This window comes from Micromonospora sp. NBC_01796 (assembly GCF_035917455.1).
Classification (GTDB): Bacteria; Actinomycetota; Actinomycetes; order Mycobacteriales; family Micromonosporaceae; genus Micromonospora_G.
In genome coordinates this window covers 4,814,232-4,831,482 of sequence record NZ_CP109078.1, presented here as the reverse complement: position 1 = coordinate 4,831,482, position 17,251 = coordinate 4,814,232, and the positions used below count along the sequence as shown (strand labels likewise).

At 71.2% G+C, this 17,251-nt stretch carries 15 protein-coding genes and 1 riboswitch; of the genes, 10 read left to right on the top strand and 5 right to left on the bottom strand.

Features of this window, described 5'->3' with window-relative positions:
- Nucleotides 1-96 precede the first annotated feature (96 nt).
- Complete coding sequence (locus OIE47_RS22375; RefSeq protein ID WP_442791978.1) at nucleotides 97-1,017, top strand: cation diffusion facilitator family transporter; 921 nt, start codon at nucleotides 97-99, stop codon at nucleotides 1,015-1,017.
- 282 nt (nucleotides 1,018-1,299) lie between these two features.
- Nucleotides 1,300-1,430, top strand: a riboswitch (cyclic di-AMP (ydaO/yuaA leader).
- Nucleotides 1,431-1,446: 16 nt separating this feature from the next.
- Nucleotides 1,447-2,511 carry a coiled-coil domain-containing protein gene (locus OIE47_RS22370; protein ID WP_326563197.1) on the top strand — a complete coding sequence of 355 codons (1,065 nt, stop codon included), beginning with the start codon at nucleotides 1,447-1,449 and terminating at the stop codon, nucleotides 2,509-2,511.
- Between the two features lie 180 nt (nucleotides 2,512-2,691).
- On the opposite strand, the gene OIE47_RS22365 is transcribed toward OIE47_RS22370, so the two are convergent.
- From OIE47_RS22365 to OIE47_RS22355, 3 genes are all read right to left on the bottom strand, one after another.
- Nucleotides 2,692-3,699, bottom strand: coding sequence for a hypothetical protein (locus tag OIE47_RS22365; protein ID WP_326556486.1), 1,008 nt, complete (start codon nucleotides 3,697-3,699; stop codon nucleotides 2,692-2,694).
- A 106-nt stretch (nucleotides 3,700-3,805) separates the two neighbouring features.
- Nucleotides 3,806-3,943: a hypothetical protein gene (locus OIE47_RS22360; RefSeq protein ID WP_326556485.1), complete on the bottom strand. Its 138-nt coding sequence runs from the start codon at nucleotides 3,941-3,943 to the stop codon at nucleotides 3,806-3,808.
- A 57-nt stretch (nucleotides 3,944-4,000) separates the two neighbouring features.
- On the bottom strand, nucleotides 4,001-4,573 hold the full coding sequence (locus tag OIE47_RS22355; protein ID WP_326556484.1) for a TetR/AcrR family transcriptional regulator: 573 nt from the start codon (nucleotides 4,571-4,573) through the stop codon (nucleotides 4,001-4,003).
- Nucleotides 4,574-4,657: 84 nt separating this feature from the next.
- Between OIE47_RS22355 and OIE47_RS22350 the strand changes: the two genes are divergently transcribed.
- The 5 genes from OIE47_RS22350 to OIE47_RS22330 all read left to right on the top strand — a co-directional run bounded on the left by OIE47_RS22350 (nucleotide 4,658) and on the right by OIE47_RS22330 (nucleotide 11,855).
- Nucleotides 4,658-5,722 carry an FAD-dependent monooxygenase gene (locus tag OIE47_RS22350; RefSeq protein ID WP_326556483.1) on the top strand — a complete coding sequence of 355 codons (1,065 nt, stop codon included), beginning with the start codon at nucleotides 4,658-4,660 and terminating at the stop codon, nucleotides 5,720-5,722.
- A gap of 106 nt (nucleotides 5,723-5,828) precedes the next feature.
- On the top strand, nucleotides 5,829-6,317 hold the full coding sequence (locus tag OIE47_RS22345) for a MarR family winged helix-turn-helix transcriptional regulator (protein ID WP_326556482.1): 489 nt from the start codon (nucleotides 5,829-5,831) through the stop codon (nucleotides 6,315-6,317).
- Between the two features lie 110 nt (nucleotides 6,318-6,427).
- Nucleotides 6,428-7,882 (top strand): MFS transporter, encoded by a 1,455-nt coding sequence (locus OIE47_RS22340; RefSeq protein WP_326556481.1) that lies wholly within the window; start codon nucleotides 6,428-6,430, stop codon nucleotides 7,880-7,882.
- Nucleotides 7,883-8,334: 452 nt separating this feature from the next.
- On the top strand, nucleotides 8,335-11,367 hold the full coding sequence (locus OIE47_RS22335; RefSeq protein ID WP_326556480.1) for a glycosyl hydrolase: 3,033 nt from the start codon (nucleotides 8,335-8,337) through the stop codon (nucleotides 11,365-11,367).
- 155 nt (nucleotides 11,368-11,522) lie between these two features.
- Nucleotides 11,523-11,855, top strand: coding sequence for a YnfA family protein (locus OIE47_RS22330; protein WP_326556479.1), 333 nt, complete (start codon nucleotides 11,523-11,525; stop codon nucleotides 11,853-11,855).
- Between the two features lie 37 nt (nucleotides 11,856-11,892).
- Here OIE47_RS22330 and OIE47_RS22325 read toward each other — a convergent pair whose 3' ends face one another.
- Nucleotides 11,893-12,588, bottom strand: a complete 696-nt coding sequence (locus OIE47_RS22325) for a DUF4232 domain-containing protein (protein WP_326556478.1) — start codon at nucleotides 12,586-12,588, stop codon at nucleotides 11,893-11,895.
- A gap of 243 nt (nucleotides 12,589-12,831) precedes the next feature.
- On the opposite strand from OIE47_RS22325, the gene OIE47_RS22320 reads away from it, so the two are divergent.
- Nucleotides 12,832-14,655 (top strand): carbohydrate-binding module family 20 domain-containing protein, encoded by a 1,824-nt coding sequence (locus OIE47_RS22320; protein ID WP_326556477.1) that lies wholly within the window; start codon nucleotides 12,832-12,834, stop codon nucleotides 14,653-14,655.
- Between the two features lie 43 nt (nucleotides 14,656-14,698).
- Here OIE47_RS22320 and OIE47_RS22315 read toward each other — a convergent pair whose 3' ends face one another.
- Nucleotides 14,699-15,154, bottom strand: a complete 456-nt coding sequence (locus OIE47_RS22315) for an SRPBCC family protein (protein WP_326556476.1) — start codon at nucleotides 15,152-15,154, stop codon at nucleotides 14,699-14,701.
- A gap of 196 nt (nucleotides 15,155-15,350) precedes the next feature.
- On the opposite strand from OIE47_RS22315, the gene OIE47_RS22310 reads away from it, so the two are divergent.
- Entirely contained in the window at nucleotides 15,351-16,328 is a 978-nt protein-coding gene (locus OIE47_RS22310; RefSeq protein ID WP_326556475.1) for a PfkB family carbohydrate kinase, read from the top strand.
- On the top strand, nucleotides 16,325-17,233 hold the full coding sequence (gene surE, locus OIE47_RS22305) for a 5'/3'-nucleotidase SurE (protein ID WP_326556474.1): 909 nt from the start codon (nucleotides 16,325-16,327) through the stop codon (nucleotides 17,231-17,233). The genes OIE47_RS22310 and surE overlap by 4 nt, the downstream gene beginning before the upstream one ends.
- Nucleotides 17,234-17,251 lie beyond the last annotated feature (18 nt).

Here is a 17,251-nt window from a genome sequence, read left to right as displayed (position 1 = left end):
GGCTTCCCCGGTGCCGGTCCTGGCCAACCCGCTGGCACACATTGCGATATCAGCATATGTTGGGCCATAGCGGGACCGGCGACGGAGGGTGTGTGCGTGGGAGCGGGTCATGACCACGGCGCGCAGTCGATGCGCGCCGCCGAGCGACACCGGGGACGGCTCTGGTCCGCCTTCGGGCTGCTCGTCGTGTTCATGATCGTCGAGGCGATCGCCGCCCTGGCCACCGGCTCGCTGGCCCTGCTCTCCGACGCCGGGCACATGTTCACCGACGTACTCGGGATCGGCATGGCGCTGGCCGCGATGACCGCGACCCGGCGCGCGACCGACGACCCGCAGCGAACCTTCGGCCTCTACCGGCTGGAGGTCCTCGCGGCGCTCGCCAACGCGGTGCTCCTCTTCGGTGTCGCGATCTACGTGCTGGTCGAGGCGGCCCGCCGGTTCGGCCAGGACCACCCCCCGAGCGTGCTGGCCGGGCCGATGCTGGTGGTCGCCATCCTCGGTCTGCTGGCCAACCTGGTGGCCTTCGCGCTGCTGCGCGCCGGGGCACGGGAGAGCATCAACCTGCGCGGGGCCTATCTGGAGGCGCTCGGCGACACGCTCGGCTCGGCCGGGGTCATCGTCGCGGCGCTGGTGATCGCGAACACCGGTTGGTGGTGGGCCGACCCGGTGGTCGCGGTCGCGATCGGCCTGTTCATCCTGCCCCGGACGTGGCGACTGGCCCGAGCCGCGGTCCGGATCCTGGTGCAGGCCGCGCCGGAGCACCTCGACGTACCCACCGTGGCGGCCCGGCTCTGTGCCGTACCGGGTGTCGCCAACGTGCACGACCTGCACGTCTGGACGCTCACCTCGGGCATGGAGGTCGCCTCGGCGCACCTGACCCTGTCGGCCGGCGCCGAGGTGGGCGCGGTGCTGGCCGCCGCCCGCGGTGCGCTGCACGACGACTTCGACATCAACCACGCCACCCTCCAGGTCGAGCCCGGCAGCGCGACCGAGAACTGCGGCCCCGCCGACTGGTGAACCCCGATCGGGTACGCCTCACACCTGTCGTCGGTGGTGCACCGCGGCCCGGCTTTCGGTAGGCGGCCCCTATCGGGTCCACTCCTTACCGGCACCGGGACCCGACCACTCTTCGCTTTCCTCGCCCTTAATTTTTGTCCCCCGACCGGGTGAAATTTTCGGTTTATATCCGGCATATCACTTCGATTCATTTGGCAAGCCCGACGCGCCAACACTGTCCGTACTGGACCCGGCCGGTAGGCTCGGCACCGGTCTCCGCCGGGCGGCGCCCTCCGGCGCCTGCGGTGACCGTCGCCTAATCGCACATGCGAGCCGGGGAACCATCGCGTCATTGGGGTGCATCCGCGTCAGCGGTAGGGATCTTCCGTCCCGAACCCGTCAGCTAACCCGGTCGGCGGCTGACGGAAGGACGTGCACCGAATGCCATTGTTGGCGCCCGTACGACCCCGCTATCCGCGCGCGGTCCGAACCGCGATCGCGATCACCCTCACCCTGCTGGCCAGCGCCTTCACCCCCGCCGCCGCGCTGGCCGCACCCGCACCGTCGCGCACCGCCGTACTCGCCGCCGCACCCGGCGGCACCGACGACGAGGGCGGCAGCGACAGCCTCCGGGAGCAGCTCGACGTCGCGGCCAAGGGCTATCTCGACGCCCAGGCGGCACTGGACAACTCCACCAAGCGACAGCAGCAGCTCGCCGCACACCTGGGGACACTGGAGGCCGAGCTGGTCACCCGTACCCAGACGGTCGGCGAACTGGCCGGCATGGCGTACCGCACCGGCCGGCTGGGACCCCTCACCGCGCTGCTCAACAGCAACTCCCCGGACGGTTTCCTGGACCGCGCCGCATCCCTGGGCACGGTCGCCGCCAACGAGGACCGCCAGCTCCGGAACCTGATCGAGGTACGCGACCAGGAGGCTCGGGCCAAGGCGGCGATCGACAACGAGATCCGGGAACAGCGCAAGCAGCTCGACATCATGGCCAAGCGCAAGCAGCAGGCCGAACGGGCACTGGCCGCCGCCGGCAGCGGCGGGTCCAGCCCCGGGGTCACCGGCACCACCACCGCCGCCACGGCCAAGCCCGCACCCCGCAACTCGGACGGCTCGTGGCCGAAGGAGTCGTGCAGCGTCAACGACCCGACCACCACCGGCTGCATCACCCCGCGCACCCTGAACGCCATGAACCAGGCCAAGGCGGCGGGCTTCACCCGCTTCGTCTCCTGCCACCGCACCGGCGGCTCGGGTGAACACCCGAAGGGCCGGGCCTGCGACTTCGCGGCGGAGAAGGGCGGCTTCGGCGGGGTCGCCACCGGCGGCGACAAGACGTACGGCGACAACCTCGCCGCGTACTTCGTCAAGAACGCCAGCCGCCTCGGTGTGCTCTACGTGATCTGGTTCAAGCAGATCTGGCTACCCGGCAGCGGCTGGAAGGCCTACAACGGCGGCGGCGACCCCTCCAGCAACCACACCAACCACGTCCACCTCTCCGTGAACTAACCCCCGCTCCACCCCTCCCCGCGAAGGCGCGTCGGCGCGAAAGCGCGTCGGCGCGAAAGCGCGTCGGCGCGAAAGCGCGTCGATCTTGCAGTTGTGGCGGTACGCAAACCCGGACCGACAACACAAATTCGGGCGCCACAACTGCAAGATCGACGGTGGGTACGGGGGACGGGGTGGGGATCAGGGGTTGGCGTTCCAGAAGCCGATGATTGTTGCGGTCCACCAGCCGAGTTGGCTGACTGTGGCGGCCAGGGCTCCGGGGAGTAGGTGGGGCCAGGACAGGGGGGCGTCGCCGACGCTGACCAGGCGGTCGCGTACGCGGCCGAGGAACAGCCCGTTGATCCCCACCGCGAGTACGGCGAGCAGCTTGAGCTGCACCAGCCCGGATGAGGTATCGGGGCGCAGAGCGGCACCGCTGGCGACCAGCCCCAGCAGCCCCAGCCAGATCAGCAGGTGCGCCCCGTGCGCCATCCCCAGTACGGTGCCGAGCCGTTCCCGGCGCAACAGCCAGCGCAGGCTGAACCAGTCCACCGTGAGTACGGCTCCGAAGCCGACCACGAGACAGGCCAGGTGGCAGAAGAGCGCGAACGACCGCCAGCCCGGACCCAGGGTGATCTGCGGTGCGACCAGCACCACGAAGAGCCATCCGAGGACAACGGCGACGATCGAGCCGATCCGCGCCCCGCGACCGGCCGGCCGACGGTGACCACCCCGCCAACCCGTGACCGGGCCGGACTCCGATTCGGAGTGCCCGGCACGGGACCGCGATCGGCCACCGGCCGGGGAAGGCGAGCCGTGGGCGGCTGGAGACGGTGAGCGGTGGCCGGCGAGGGGCAGTGAGTCGTCATCGTCGGGCAATGGCGATCGGCGACCTTCGGCGGTAACCGACGGGCGGGGAAGGCCGGCGGGGCCGTAGGCGTTGGCGGGGCCGGAGGCACCGGCGGGGACGGCGGCACCGGAGCCGGCGGCCTGGTTCGACTGTCCGGGGCGGTTCCGGCGGGTGGCCGGGTCGGAGCGGTCGGAGCGGTCGGAGCGGTCGGAGCGGTCGGAGCGGTCGGGCAGGGTGGGGCGGTGTCCGGTGCGCTGCCGGGGAACGGTGTACTCCCGCACCGGGGCCGGCTCGGGTGACTGACGGTCGGCCGCTGCGGCTTCGGTGCTGTGGCGGCCGGGGGTCCGGAGGTCAGACATCCGTACCGGCGGTTCCCGCAACCCGCATCGTGGTTCCTCCGCTCGCCTCGGACCGGGTCGGCTCGGAACCGGATCGGCCGGGGAGGGAACCAACCGCCCCTCCTGATCAGGAGACCCGCCCCGGGCGGCGGCGCAACAGAAAGTTGCGCGGGAAGATCCGTACCGGATGCCGGACGGCACGGTCCGGTCGGGCCGCGCCCACCGCCGACAGTGGCGGTGACCAGGCCGGTCGAGTCGCGCCCACCCGCCCACGGTGGCGGTGACCGGGCCGGTCGGGACCGCGCCCACCACCGACAGTGGGTCAGGTGTGCGTGACGGCGGGGGGCGCGATCGCGCCGAGCAGGAGACGCAGGCCGGGGGTGGGGTCGAAGTCCGGGTCGGGGAAGGCGAGCTGGTGCATGATCACGCCGTCCATGTGGTCCAGCATGAGCCGGCAGTGCCGTTCCGGGTCCGGTGAGCCGACCGCGCGCAGCCAGGGCGCCCCCCACCGGACCAGCTCCGCGTTGCCCTGTCCGAGGTCGGCCTGCAACTGCGGGCGGACCGCGGCGTCCAGGCAGAGGGCGAGGCGGGCGACGGTACGCAGCCGCCCCGCACCGACCGCCGTCCGGACGAAGTCGGCGAGCAACCGGGCCAGCTCGTCGAGGTCGGAGGGGTGGACCGCCCCGGTCATCCCCTGCCAGTCCGCCCGGTCCAGGGCGGCCAGTCGGGCGACCACGCCGGTGAGCAGCGCGTCGCGCGTACGAAAGTGGTTGGACGCGGAACCGGCGGGCAGCCCGGCCTCGGCGTCGACGGCCCGGTGGGTGAGCTGGCGCAGCCCCTGTCCGCCGAGTACCCGGATGGCTGCGTCGGTGAGTTGGTCCTGCCGGGACGACATCCGCTCACCCTAACGGACTACATGCGTAGTCTATTTCACTACAGTCGTAGTGACAGTACACTACAGCCGTAGTACGGTCCGGTCATGACACAGCGAGCGGGCATCATCGGCGGCGGAATCGGCGGACTGGCGACAGCGATCATGCTGCAACGGGCCGGCTGGACGGTACGGGTCTGCGAGAAGGCACCCACCCCCGTCGGCACGGGCACCGCGCTCGGGATGTGGCCGGAATCGCTGCGTGCGCTCGACGTACTCGGGCTCGGCGAGGAGGTACGCCAGCGGGGCGCCCGGCAGCACCACGGCAACTTCCTGCGTCCGGACGGGACCCGGATCGCCCGCCTGGACGTGGGCGCGATGGCCCGACGCAGCGGCGACTCGGTGTACCTGATCTCCCGTCCGGCCCTGCTCGGGCTGCTCGCCGGGGCACTCGCCCCCGGAACGGTCGCCTTCGACAGCCCGGTGACCGACCTGGCCGCGTACCGGACCGGGTTCGACGTGGTGGTGGCGGCCGACGGCGTGTTCAGCCGCACCCGTACCGCGATCTTCGGTCCGGGCAGCGCCGCCCGGTACGTGGGCGCCACCGCCTGGCGGGGCACCGTGGACGGGGCGACCGACTCGGTGAACGAAACCTGGGGTCGCGGGCAGCGCTTCGGCATCACCCCGCGCGAGGACGGCCGGACCAACTGGTACGCGAGCGCCCTGACCCCGCCCGGTGGACGCTCCCCCGAGGGCGAGTTGGCGGCACTGCGGGCCAGGTTCGGTGACTGGCACGCGGGCGTACGGCAGGTGTTGAGCCGGCTCCGACCCGCGGAGATCCTCCGCCACGACCTCTACCATCTCGCCCCGTCGCTACCGACTTACCTCGACGGGAACGTGGTCCTGATCGGCGACGCGGCCCACGCGATGACCCCCGACCTGGGGCGGGGCGCCGGGGAGGCGCTGGTCGACGCGGTGACGCTCGGGCGGTGCCTGATCGGCGGATCCTCGATCGCCGCCGGCCTGGCCGAGTACGAGAACCTGCGCCGCCGGCCGACCCAGCGGTTGGCCCGGCTCTCGCACCGGGTCGGCCGGGTCGCCCAGGCCCGCCGGTTCACCCCGGTACGCGACGCCGCGGTCCGCCTCGCCCTCTCCTTCGGCCCGCCCGCCTGAGTCGCCCCGGTCTTCCAACCCACCCGCGTGGGCCGCGTCGACCGGACCCGCGATAAGTCTGTTATTGGATGATCTGCCACGGATCGAGTTGGCTATGCTGGTCGGCATGACCGCGATGGCACCGACCCGGACCGAACCGGATCTGTCGTTCCTGCTGGACCACACCAGCCATGTGCTGCGGACCCGGATGGCGGCGGCGCTCGCCGAGATCGGGCTCACCGCGCGGATGCACTGCGTGCTGGTGCACGCCCTGGCGGAGGAGCGGACCCAGATCCAGCTCGCCGAGCTGGGCGACATGGACAAGACCACGATGGTGGTGACGGTCGACGCGCTGGAGAAGGCGGGGCTGGCCGAGCGCCGGGCCTCCGCCACCGACCGGCGGGCCCGGATCATCGCGGTCACCCCGGAGGGCGCGCGGGTGGCCGAGCAGAGTCAGCGGATCGTCGACCGGGTGCACGAGGAAGCACTGGGCGCCCTTCCTGCCGACGAGCGCAAGGTCTTCCTGCGCGCCCTGGACCGCCTGGTCACCGGGCATCTGGCCAGCCCGGTCGAGCACCCCCAACCGGTACGCCGAGCCCGCCAGCGCGGGAACTAGCCCACGGCATGACCAAGAACTAGCTCACTAACAGATCGTCTCTAACAAAACTATCTGCTACGGTCCTCCTGTCACCGGTACGAGTACGTCCGTACGACAGGAGGACCGACGTGTCCACTCCCCCCACCCGAACCCGCTGGCTGGCCCTCGGGGTCATCGCCACCGGGATGCTGATGGTCATCCTCGACGGCAGCATCGTCACCGTGGCGATGCCGGCGATCCAGGCCGACCTCGGCTTCTCCCCGACCGACCTGAGCTGGGTGGTCAACGCCTACCTGGTCCCCTTCGGCAGCCTGCTGCTGCTGGCCGGACGGCTGGGCGACCTGGTCGGGCGCAGGCGGCTGTTCCTCACCGGGATCGCGGTCTTCACCGCGGCCTCGCTGCTGGCCGGCGTGGCCACCACGCCCGGGGTGCTGATCGCGGCCCGGTTCGGCCAGGGCGTCGGCAGTGCGATGAGCGCCTCGGTCAGCCTCGGCATCCTGGTGACGCTCTTCGTCGAGCCCGCCGAACGGGGCAGGGCGATCGCCGTCTTCAGCTTCACCGGTGCCGCCGGGGCCTCGATCGGCTCGGTGCTCGGCGGCCTGCTCACCGACTCGCTGAGCTGGCACTGGATCTTCTTCATCAACCTCCCGATCGGGCTCGCCGCGCTCGCGGTCGCCCTGCGGGTGCTGCCGGCCGACCGTGGGCTCGGGCTGGGCGCGGGTGCCGACGCCATCGGTGCCGTACTGGTCACCGCCGGGCTGGTGCTCGGCATCTTCACCGTCGTCAAGGTCGACGCGTACGGGTGGACCTCGGTCCGTACGCTCGGCTCCGGTGCGCTCGCCGCCGCCCTGCTCGCCGGATTCGTGGTCCGCCAGGCGACCGCGCGTCACCCGCTCATGCCGTTGCGGATCTTCCGGTCGCGTGCCGTTTCCGGGGCGAACCTGGTCCAGGTGCTGATGGTGGCGGCACTCTTCTCGTTCCAGATCCTGGTCGCCCTCTACCTCCAGCGGGTACGCGGGTACGGCGCCGCGGCGACCGGCCTGGCGATGCTCCCGGCGGCGACCGTCATCGGTGCGGTCTCGCTCGGTGTCTCCGCCCGGCTCAACCGCCGGTTCGGCGAGCGGAACGTGCTGGTGGCCGGCATCCTGCTGCTGATCGGGATGCTCGGCTGGCTGAGCCGGATCCCGGTGCACGCCGACTACGTCACCGACCTGCTTCCGGTGATGCTGCTCGCCTCGGGGTTCGGGCTCGCCCTGCCGGCGTTGACCGCGCTCGGCATGTCGGGTGCGGGCGACGACAACGCCGGGCTCGCCTCCGGACTGTTCAACACCACCCAGCAGCTCGGCATGGCGTTGGGGGTCGCCGTGCTCTCCACCCTCGCGGCCACCCGTACGGACGGATTGCTGGGCGGGGGCGCGAGCGAGGCGGTGGCGCTGACCGGTGGCTACCGGCTGGCCTTCACGGTCGGCGCCGGGTTGCTCGTCGCCGCCCTCCTTGTCACGCTCACCGCACTGCGCCGCCCCGAGCAGCTTCGCGCCGACCCGGTGGAGCGGCACGCACCGGCGGCAGCCGCACACGGCTGACCACGACCGACCGGCGCTGACCACGCCCGAGTGGCACCGGCGACGACCACGGCGACCGGCGGCGAGTGATCCGATAACAGTTTTTCGAAAGGTTTTTCGGATCACTTGTTGCCGAAGGGAATGAGCGGCAAGAATGCGTTCTCCGTACACGGCGAATAGCGCCCCAGGTGCATCCCGTGAAGTGGGGCGCATGGCAGAGAGCGCTCTTTCACTAGCTCTGAGTAACCCGCCGAGCGAGGCTCCCACCTCGCTCGGCGGGGTCGTGAGAGCGCTCTCTCAAAGTTAGCCCGCCGGACCGCGCAGTGTCAACAGAGATCCCCTACCGAACCGGTACTCCCGCAAAGAACGGGGCAAGACATTGACAGCAGCCACCATCTCTGATGCTCTGACGCAACGCCCCCTTAATGTGCGCGAAACCTTGGGCGCACGACCGTCCCCCGACCGGAGGCACCATGAACCTGTCCCTCCGCCACGTCGTACCCGACGACGGCGGCCAACCGGACACCCGGCCGCGACCGGCCCACCAGAACCTCCGCCGCCGACTCCTGGCCGCCAGCGCGACCGTCGCGCTCGTGGCCAGTGGGCTCACCTTCGCCATAGCCGGTGGTGCGGGCGCCGACCCGCTCGGCGCCGGCAGCTACGCCACCACCCGACCGGCCGGGGCGGCACCGCCGTCCGGCTGCGCCGACCTTTCCACCAACCCCCGGCGGTACGTCACCGCCAACGCCCCGGCCGGCGCGGTCCCCACCAACGACTGGTGGTCCTCGCTGCTGTTCAAGCGCCTCGACTGCGCGTACTCCGAGCCGCTGCACGCGCACCCGGCGTCGTACGACCCGGTTGCCGGCGGGCTCGGGGTCTCGTACACCACCACCGCGGGGATCTCCGGTTCACCGACCGGACCCGGCGAGTACCACTACACCTACAACGCAGACTTCACCCTCGGCGTGACCGGGCTGAACTCCCCCGACGTCAAGGTGGACGGCTGGACCGACTGGACCGTCACGCCGTACTGGTCGGACGGGACCCGGACCCTGAAGGCCACCGTCGGGCACGGGCTGCCGTTCGTGTACGCCCAGGCCACCGGCGGCAACGCCCAGCTCAGCCTGACCAGCACCCCGACCGTGTGGTCGAACACCGCCGGCCGGCTCGGCTTCACCGTACGCGGGCACGACTACGTCGCGTACGCGCCGACCGGGGCGACCTGGACGGTCAGCGGGAACACGGTCACCTCGACCCTCGCCGGACGGGGCTACTTCTCGGTGGCGGTCCTGCCGACCACCCCGAGCAGCTCGGCCGCCGACCGCACCGCCCTGCTGGCCAGCTACGGCCAGTACGCCCACAACCACGTCACCGGCACCCGCGTCTCGTGGGGCTTCAACGCCTCCACCAGCACCGTGACCGCCACGTACGGCTTCACCACCACCGCCCGCGAGGGCACCGGCAGCGGTACGGTCGTCTCGCTCTACCCGCACCACTGGAAGAACCTGGCCGGTGGCACCCCGCTCGCGCAGACGTACATCTCGCCGCGTGGTCCGATGAAGACGCTGGTCGGCGCGACGTCGTTCAGCACCAACATCCGCTACCAGGGGGTGCTGCCGGAGATTCCGGCGGTCGCCACCTCCAGCGGGGCCGACCTCGCGACCCTCGGCGGCTATCTGGACCAGGTCGCCACCGGTGATCCGCTGGCCGGGTTCGGCAACGACACCTACTGGACCGGCAAGGGCCTCGGTCGCGCCGCCCGGCTCGCCGAGATCGCCGACCAGCTCGGTCGGACCGCCCAGCGGGACCTCCTGCTGAACGCGATCCGGAGCCGGCTCAACGACTGGTTCACCGCCTCGCCGGGCAAGACCGCCCGGGTGTTCCACTACGACCAGGCCTGGGGCACGCTCGTCGGCTACCCCGCCTCGTACGGGTCCGACCTGGAACTCAACGACCACCACTTCCACTACGGCTACTACATCGCCGCCGCGGCGACGCTGGCCAAGTTCGACCCGACCTGGGCCACCACCGGCCAGTACGGCGGCATGGTCAACCTCCTGATCCGGGACGCGAACAGCCCGGACCGCAACGACCCGATGTTCCCGTTCCTGCGTGACTTCGACATCTTCGCCGGGCACGACTGGGCCTCCGGACACGGCTCGTTCATGGCCGGCAACAACCAGGAGTCCTCCTCGGAGGGGATGAACTTCGCCTCCGCCCTGATCCAGTGGGGCCTGGCCACCGGCAACACCGCCGTACGCGACGCCGGGCTGTTCATCTACACCACCCAGGCGCAGGCGATCCAGGAGTACTGGTTCGACTCGGCCGACAGCAACTTCCCGGCCGCGTTCGCGCACAAGACGGTCGGCATGGTCTGGGGCGACGGTGGCGCGTACGCCACCTGGTTCTCCGGTGAGCCGGAGATGATCCAGGGCATCAACATGCTCCCGATCACCGGTGGCTCGAACTACCTCGGTTACAAGCCCGCGTACGTCACCACCAACTGGAACGAGCTGGTCACCAACAACGGTGGTCCACCAACGGTGTGGCAGGACGTCCTCTGGTCGTTCCGGGCGATGGCCGAGCCGGACGCCGCGCTGGCCAGCTTCCGGGCCAACCCGACGTACGCGATCGAGGAGGGTGAGAGCCGGGCGCACACCTTCCACTGGCTGCGCAACCTGGCAGCACTGGGGCAGGTGGACACCACGGTCACCGCCAACACCCCGCTGTACGCGGTCTACACCAAGAACGGCGTCCGGACGTACGCGGCGTCGAACATCACCCGCAACCCGATCACGGTGACCTTCTCCGACGGCCGTACGTTGACCGTCGCGGCCGGCAAGACGGCCACCACGGGTGCGTTCACCTGGAGCGGCGGGAACGCCAACGGCGGGATCGGCAACCCCACCGGCACTCCGACGGTCCCGCCGACGACCCCTCCGACAACAACACCACCGCCGACGACCCCGCCGCCGACCGTCACGCCGACGCCGACCGGCCCGGTGGTCCGCTCGAACCTGCTCTACGTCCGCTCCGGCGGGGCGCTGTCCGGCAGCGCCGGCACCGGCGCGGCCACCACCACCATCCCGGCCGCCAACGGCAACTGGGACGGCACCCCGCACAACCCGGTCGTCCACACGGTCTGCGGGCTGACCGGTGCGTACAACTCGGGTGCGACCGCGTTCAGCCTGCACGTGGACGCGGGCGGCGCGGTCGGCGCGGCGGTACAGGCCCGGGTGTCGTACGACTTCACCGGGTCGGGCAACTACAGCCGGGTGGAGACGTACAACTACTTCGCCACCGACCCGGTTGTCGGTACGGAGACGTACACCCAGGCTGCCGGGGTGAAGACCGCCACCGGTGGGTTCGCCGCCCTGGCGAACGGTTGCGTCAAGCTGGAGGTCTGGAACGCCATCGGCAACGCGGCGACGACGGTACGGGTCAACGCGACCGCCGCCGACGGCCGCCAGTCGACGGTCACCGTCCCGTTCACGGTCACCGGCTGACCATCGCTTCCCCGGTCCCTGGCTGATGTTCGCCGGGACAGGTGGGGCTCCCCACGGCGCGCACGTCGCGTCGCGGGGAGCCCCACCGCCGTTTCCGGCCCCGTCTCGGGGAGCCCCACCGCCGTCCGCGGCCCGGCTGGCCGACAATGGCAGCCGTGACCGTCGTCCGATCGCTGCTGCTGTTCCTGCTCGCCGCCGTCGCCGAGATCGGTGGCGCGTGGCTGGTCTGGCAGGGCGTACGCGAGCACCGCGGACTGCTTTTCGTCGCCGCCGGGATCCTGGCGTTGGCCGGGTACGGCTTCGTCGCCGCCTTCCAACCGGACCCGAACTTCGGTCGGGTGCTGGCCGCGTACGGCGGGGTGTTCGTCGCCGGGTCGCTGGCCTGGGGCGTGATCGTGGACAGGTTCCGACCGGACCGCTACGACCTCACCGGCGCCGCGATCTGCCTGGTCGGCGTCGCGATCATCATGTACGCCCCGCGCGGCTGACCGGTCGACGTGACGATGGGCGTCGGCGACGGGCCCGTCACCAGGCGACGACGCCCTGCCGGCTGGGCTGGATCGTGCCGATCTGCACGCTGCTCAGCGGCAGTTCGGTGACCGTCTGGTTGCCGCCGTCGATGCCGGTGACGTGGGCGACGACAACATCGGTGTCACCGGCCGGGCCGACCCGGACCGTGGTGGCGACCGAGCAGTCCCCCGCCGACTTGGCGCAGGTCGTCCACTTGATCCCGGCGTACGCGGACTCTCCGGGGTCGAGTTCGGCGGCGACGGTCGCACCGGGCTGACTGACCCGCTGCTGGCTGACCTTCAACAGACCACCGTCGGCGGCCTCCAGCCGCAGGTTGACCCAGCCCTCGACCCGACACGGAGAACGTCCGGCGTTGGTCAGGATCAGCATCGCCATGCCGGCCTGCTGGACCGTCAGCTCCGCCTTCAGCCCCTTGGCCGTGCAGTTGACCGCAGCGCCGGGCGCCGGGGCCGCGCCGCCCGGGGCCGTGCTACCGGGTGCCGGCATGGCGTTGCCGGCCGCCGGGGTGCCGCTGGAACCGGGGATGGCGCTGCCCGACGTACCGGGCTCGACACCGGCGGTCGTCGACGCGCTCGCGCTGGGCGAGGCCGGAGCGGACGAGTTGTCGTCGGACGATCCGCCTCCGCAGGCGCCGAGCGCGATCGTGGCCGAGGCCAGGCAGGTCGCGACGAGGAACCGGGTCGAACGCATGGATTACCCACTTTCCCGCGAACGTCAGGACTTCAGCGGCGAAACCACCCCACCGCGCGTGCAGCACACTCTCACGCCCCTCCCCCGACGGCAACACGAGCCGTCCCCCCGGTCGGCCGCGTTTCCTTTTGGGACATTGTCGGGAGTAAATTGTTCATCAAACTGCAACACGACGTCGTCCTGCCTGTTACTGGGGCAGGGTTGCCTCCCGTCCCGCGTCGCTCTCCCCCGCGAAGGATCACCATGGGTGTCCGAAGAAGCCACGCCGTCGTCACCACCGCCCTGCTCACCACCGGCCTGCTGGTCGCCGCGCTGCTCGTCGGCGCGGTCGGCCGACCCGCCGAGCGGGCCACCGCGAGTCCGGCCAGTCCGGGCAGCAAGGATGTGATCGTCCATCTCTTCCAGTGGCCGTGGGCGTCGGTCGCCAACGAGTGCACCACCGTGCTCGGCCCGAAGGGCTTCGGCGGGGTGCAGGTCTCCCCACCGCAGGAGCACGTCGTACTGCCCGGTCGGGGCTACCCGTGGTGGCAGGACTACCAGCCGGTCAGCTACCAGTTGACCAGCCGCCGGGGAAACCGGGCCGCCTTCGCCAGCATGGTGCAGACCTGCCACAACGCCGGGGTGAAGATCTACGTCGACGCGGTGGTCAACCACATGGCCGGTGGGGCGTCCACGGGGTCCGGCAGCGGCGGGTCGACGTACAGCCACTATGCGTACCCGGCGGTGCCGTACGGGACGGGCGACTTCCACCACTGCGGGCGCAACGGCAACGACGACATCGCCAACTGGGGCGACCGGTGGGAGATCCAGAACTGCGAACTGGTGGACCTGTCCGACCTGAACACCGAGTCGTCGTACGTGCGCGGCAAGCTGGTCGCGTACCTCAATGACCTGGTCTCGCTCGGCGTGGACGGCTTCCGGGTCGACGCGGCCAAGCACCTGCCCGCCGCGGACCTGGCGGCGATCGTCAATCCGGTGACCGGCGACCCCTACGTCTTCTCCGAGGTCATCGAGGGCGGCGCCGGTGAACCCACGCCCGAGGAGTACGCCGGGGTCGGCGACGTCACCGAGTTCCGGTACGGCGACGTGGTCGGCACCGCCTTCCGCGACGGGAACCTGGCGAACCTGAACAACCTCGCCTCCTCGATGCGGCTCGGCTCGGCCGACGCGGTCGCGTTCGTCGACAACCACGACACCCAGCGCAACGGCCGGGCGAAGCTGACCTACCACAACGGTTCGTCGTACGCGCTGGCCGAGGCGTTCATGATCGCGTGGCCGTACGGGGTGCCGCAGGTGATGTCGAGCTTCACGTTCACCGACCCGGAGGCGGGTCCCCCGGCGAGCGGCGGCACCACCGGTGCGGTCAACTGTGCCAGCGGCTGGGCCTGCGAGCACCGCTGGCGGACCACGGCGAACATGGTCGGGCTGCGCAACACCGCCGCCGGGGCGGGTGTCACCAACTGGTGGAGCAACGGATCGAACCAGATCGGGTTCGGCCGGGGCAACGTCGCGTACGCGGCGTTCAACCGGGGCGGAACCGCCCTCACCCGTACGTTCCAGAGCAGCCTGCCGGCGGGCACCTACTGCGACGTGATGGCCGGCGACTTCTCCGCCGGCAACTGCACCGGGGCGCGGTACACGGTCAACACGGCCGGTCAGTTCACCGCCACCGTGCCCGCGAACGGTGCGCTGGCGCTGCACGTCAACGCCCGTACCACCGCCACACCCACGCCGACCCGGACGACCACCCCGCCGGCCGGGCAGTGCGTCGGCGCCACCACGGTCACCTTCGAGGTCAACGCCACCACCGTCTGGGGGCAGAACGTTTTTGTCACCGGCAACACGGCGGCCCTCGGGAACTGGGATCCGGCGAACGCGGTCCCGCTCTCGTCGGCCGCGTACCCGGTCTGGCGGGCCTCGGTCACCCTGCCGCCGAGCGCCCCCGTGCAGTACAAGTACATCAAGAAGGACGGGTCCCAGGTGATCTGGGAAAGCGATCCCAACCGGACCCGGAACCCCCCGACGTACTCGCCCTGCACCGCCACCTGGACCGACACCTGGCGGTGAGCCAGCCGTGCGGTGCCCGTCCCGACCGGGACGGGCACCGCCGTCAGGCGGTGGGGGTGGCGTCGAGCGTGGCCTGGATCCGCGACCCGAGGGCCAGGTGCGCGGTCCGTGCCTGACGGAAGGCGTACGCGAACAGCGGTCCCGGCGCCGACAGCGTGATCTGTACGTCGATCCTGGTGATCCCGTCCGGTTCCGAGCTCAGCCGGGCGTGGTTGCGGACCGTGGTGTTCGGCCACTGCCGGGCGACCGCCACCACCTCGTCCTCGTTCGCGGTCAGGATGTCGGCCTGGTACGAGGTGCGGAACGTGAACGGCCCCCAGGCGAGCCGGTCGGAGATGGTGTAACTGCGCAGCGCTCCGGGGCGGGCCGGTCGGGGCTCGACCCGGATGATCAGCGGGTGCAGGTCGGCCTGCGCGCTCAGGTCGGCGAACAGCCGTACGGCGTCGGCCCGGCTGCACCGCGCCTGCACCGTGTAGTGGAAGTTGTCCTGCTTCGGCACCGGCTCTCCTCCGTGGGCGTCGACTCCGTGCGCATCGATGCGTTGGGCGTCGATGGTTGCCGGACAGTGCACCACGTGAACGGCACTCGGAAAAGCCCGTACGGCCGAACCGGAACAACGCGGGCGCCACCTTCCGGTGCAGCGATGTTCGCGAATCAGCCGCCTGTCGTTCGCCGGGTAGGGAAACGTAGCGGGCATGAATGCCCACGTCATGGTCTTCGCGCCCGCTCCACAACTGACGGTGACGATCGACCAGCCCAACGACGAACCGGAGATCCATCTGCATCCCGGTGGTCAGGGGGTCTGGCAGGCCCGCATGATCACCTGTCTCGGGACCCGGGTGGTGCTCTGCGCCAGCCTCGGTGGCGAGATCGGCCAGGTGCTGGAACCGCTGATGGCCAGCGAGGGCGTCGAGTTGAAGGTGGTCCGCCGGGATTCGAGCAGCGGCGGGTACGTCCACGACCGCCGCGACGGCCGGCGGGACGAGCTCGTCGACGTACCGGGGCACGCGCTCAACCGGCACGAGCTGGACGACCTCTACAACCTGGCGCTCGGCGAGGGCCTCCTGGCACCGGTCAGTGTGCTCAGCGGACCGGGTGACCCGTCCCTGGTGCCGCCGGACATCTACCGGCGGCTCGCCGCCGACCTGGGCCGCAACGGCAGCCGGGTGGTGGTCGACCTGTCCGGTGACCACCTGCGCGCGGTGCTCGAGAGCGGAGTCTCGTTCCTCAAGGTCAGCCACGAGGAACTGCTCCGGGACGGCATGGCCGACGACGACAGCGAGGCCGAACTGACCCGGGTGCTGTACGAGCTGCACGCGACCGGTGCCGAGTCGGTGGTGGTCAGCCGGGCCGACGAGCCGGCGCTGACCCTGGTCAACGGCGAGGTGTACGAGGTCCACATGCCCCGGTTGGAGGCGATCGATCCGCGCGGGGCCGGTGACTCGATGACCGCCGGGGTGGCCGCCGTACTGGCCGCCGGTGGGGATCTCGAACTGGCGGTGCGTACCGGGGCGGCGGCCGGTGGGCTGAACGTGACCCGGCACGGGCTGGGCACCGGTCGGCAGGACTCGATCGCCGGGCTGGTGGAGCGGGTCCAGTTGGCCCCGATCGGGTCCGGGCGGCAGGACCGGATGACACCGGACGACTTCGCCGGACGGGCGGCCGGCTCGTGACCGTCCGGGTCCTGGTGACCAACGACGACGGGATCGCCGCGCCGGGCATCCGGTGGCTGGCCCGCGCCGTGGCCGACCGGGGGTACGACGTGGTGGTGGCGGCGCCGAGCGAGGAGGCGAGCGGCACCAGCGCGGCGATGATCGCGACCGAGCGGGAGGGTCGGGTGGTCGTCGAGGAGCACGAGATCGAGGAACTGGCCGGGATCCCGGCGTACGGGGTCGCCGGCTCGCCGGGCTTCATCACCCTGATCGCGATCCACGGCGCGTTCGGGCCGCCGCCGACGGTGGTCGTGTCCGGGGTCAACCGGGGCGCCAACGTGGGCCGGGCGGTGCTCCACTCGGGCACGGTCGGGGCGGCCTTCACCGCCGCCGCGAACGGGTGTCACGCGCTGGCGGTCTCGCTGGACGTGCTCTCCGTCGGCGAGGGCACCACCGGCAGCGGCGGTGCTGCGGTGGCCTCGTCCGGGCGGTTCCGCGACGAGGTACGCAACTGGGCGACGGCGGCCCGGGTGGCGGTTGACCTGCTACCCCGGTTGACCTCGGGACCGCTGGAGTGCGTACTGAACGTCAACGCTCCGGACCGGCCGTACGAGGAGCTGCTCGGCGTACGGGCCGGCGCCCTGGCCGGGTTCGGGCAGGTGCAGATGACCGTGGCCGAGTCGGGGCGGGGCTTTGTCCGGACCGCTCTGGAGGAGTCCGGCGAGCAGGTGCGTCCGGGCACCGATGTCGCCTGGTTGGCGGCCGGTTATGCCTCGGTCACCGCGGTCCGGGCGATCACGGAGGCGACGGATGTCGACCTGTCGGAGCTGGATGATCCGTCGGGCTCGGGCGATCTTCCGGGCTCTGGCCGACTTTCGGGCTCGGACGAGCTCCCGGGTTCGAACGGGTCGGGCCGGCGCGGTTGACCCGTTTCCGTCACCGGC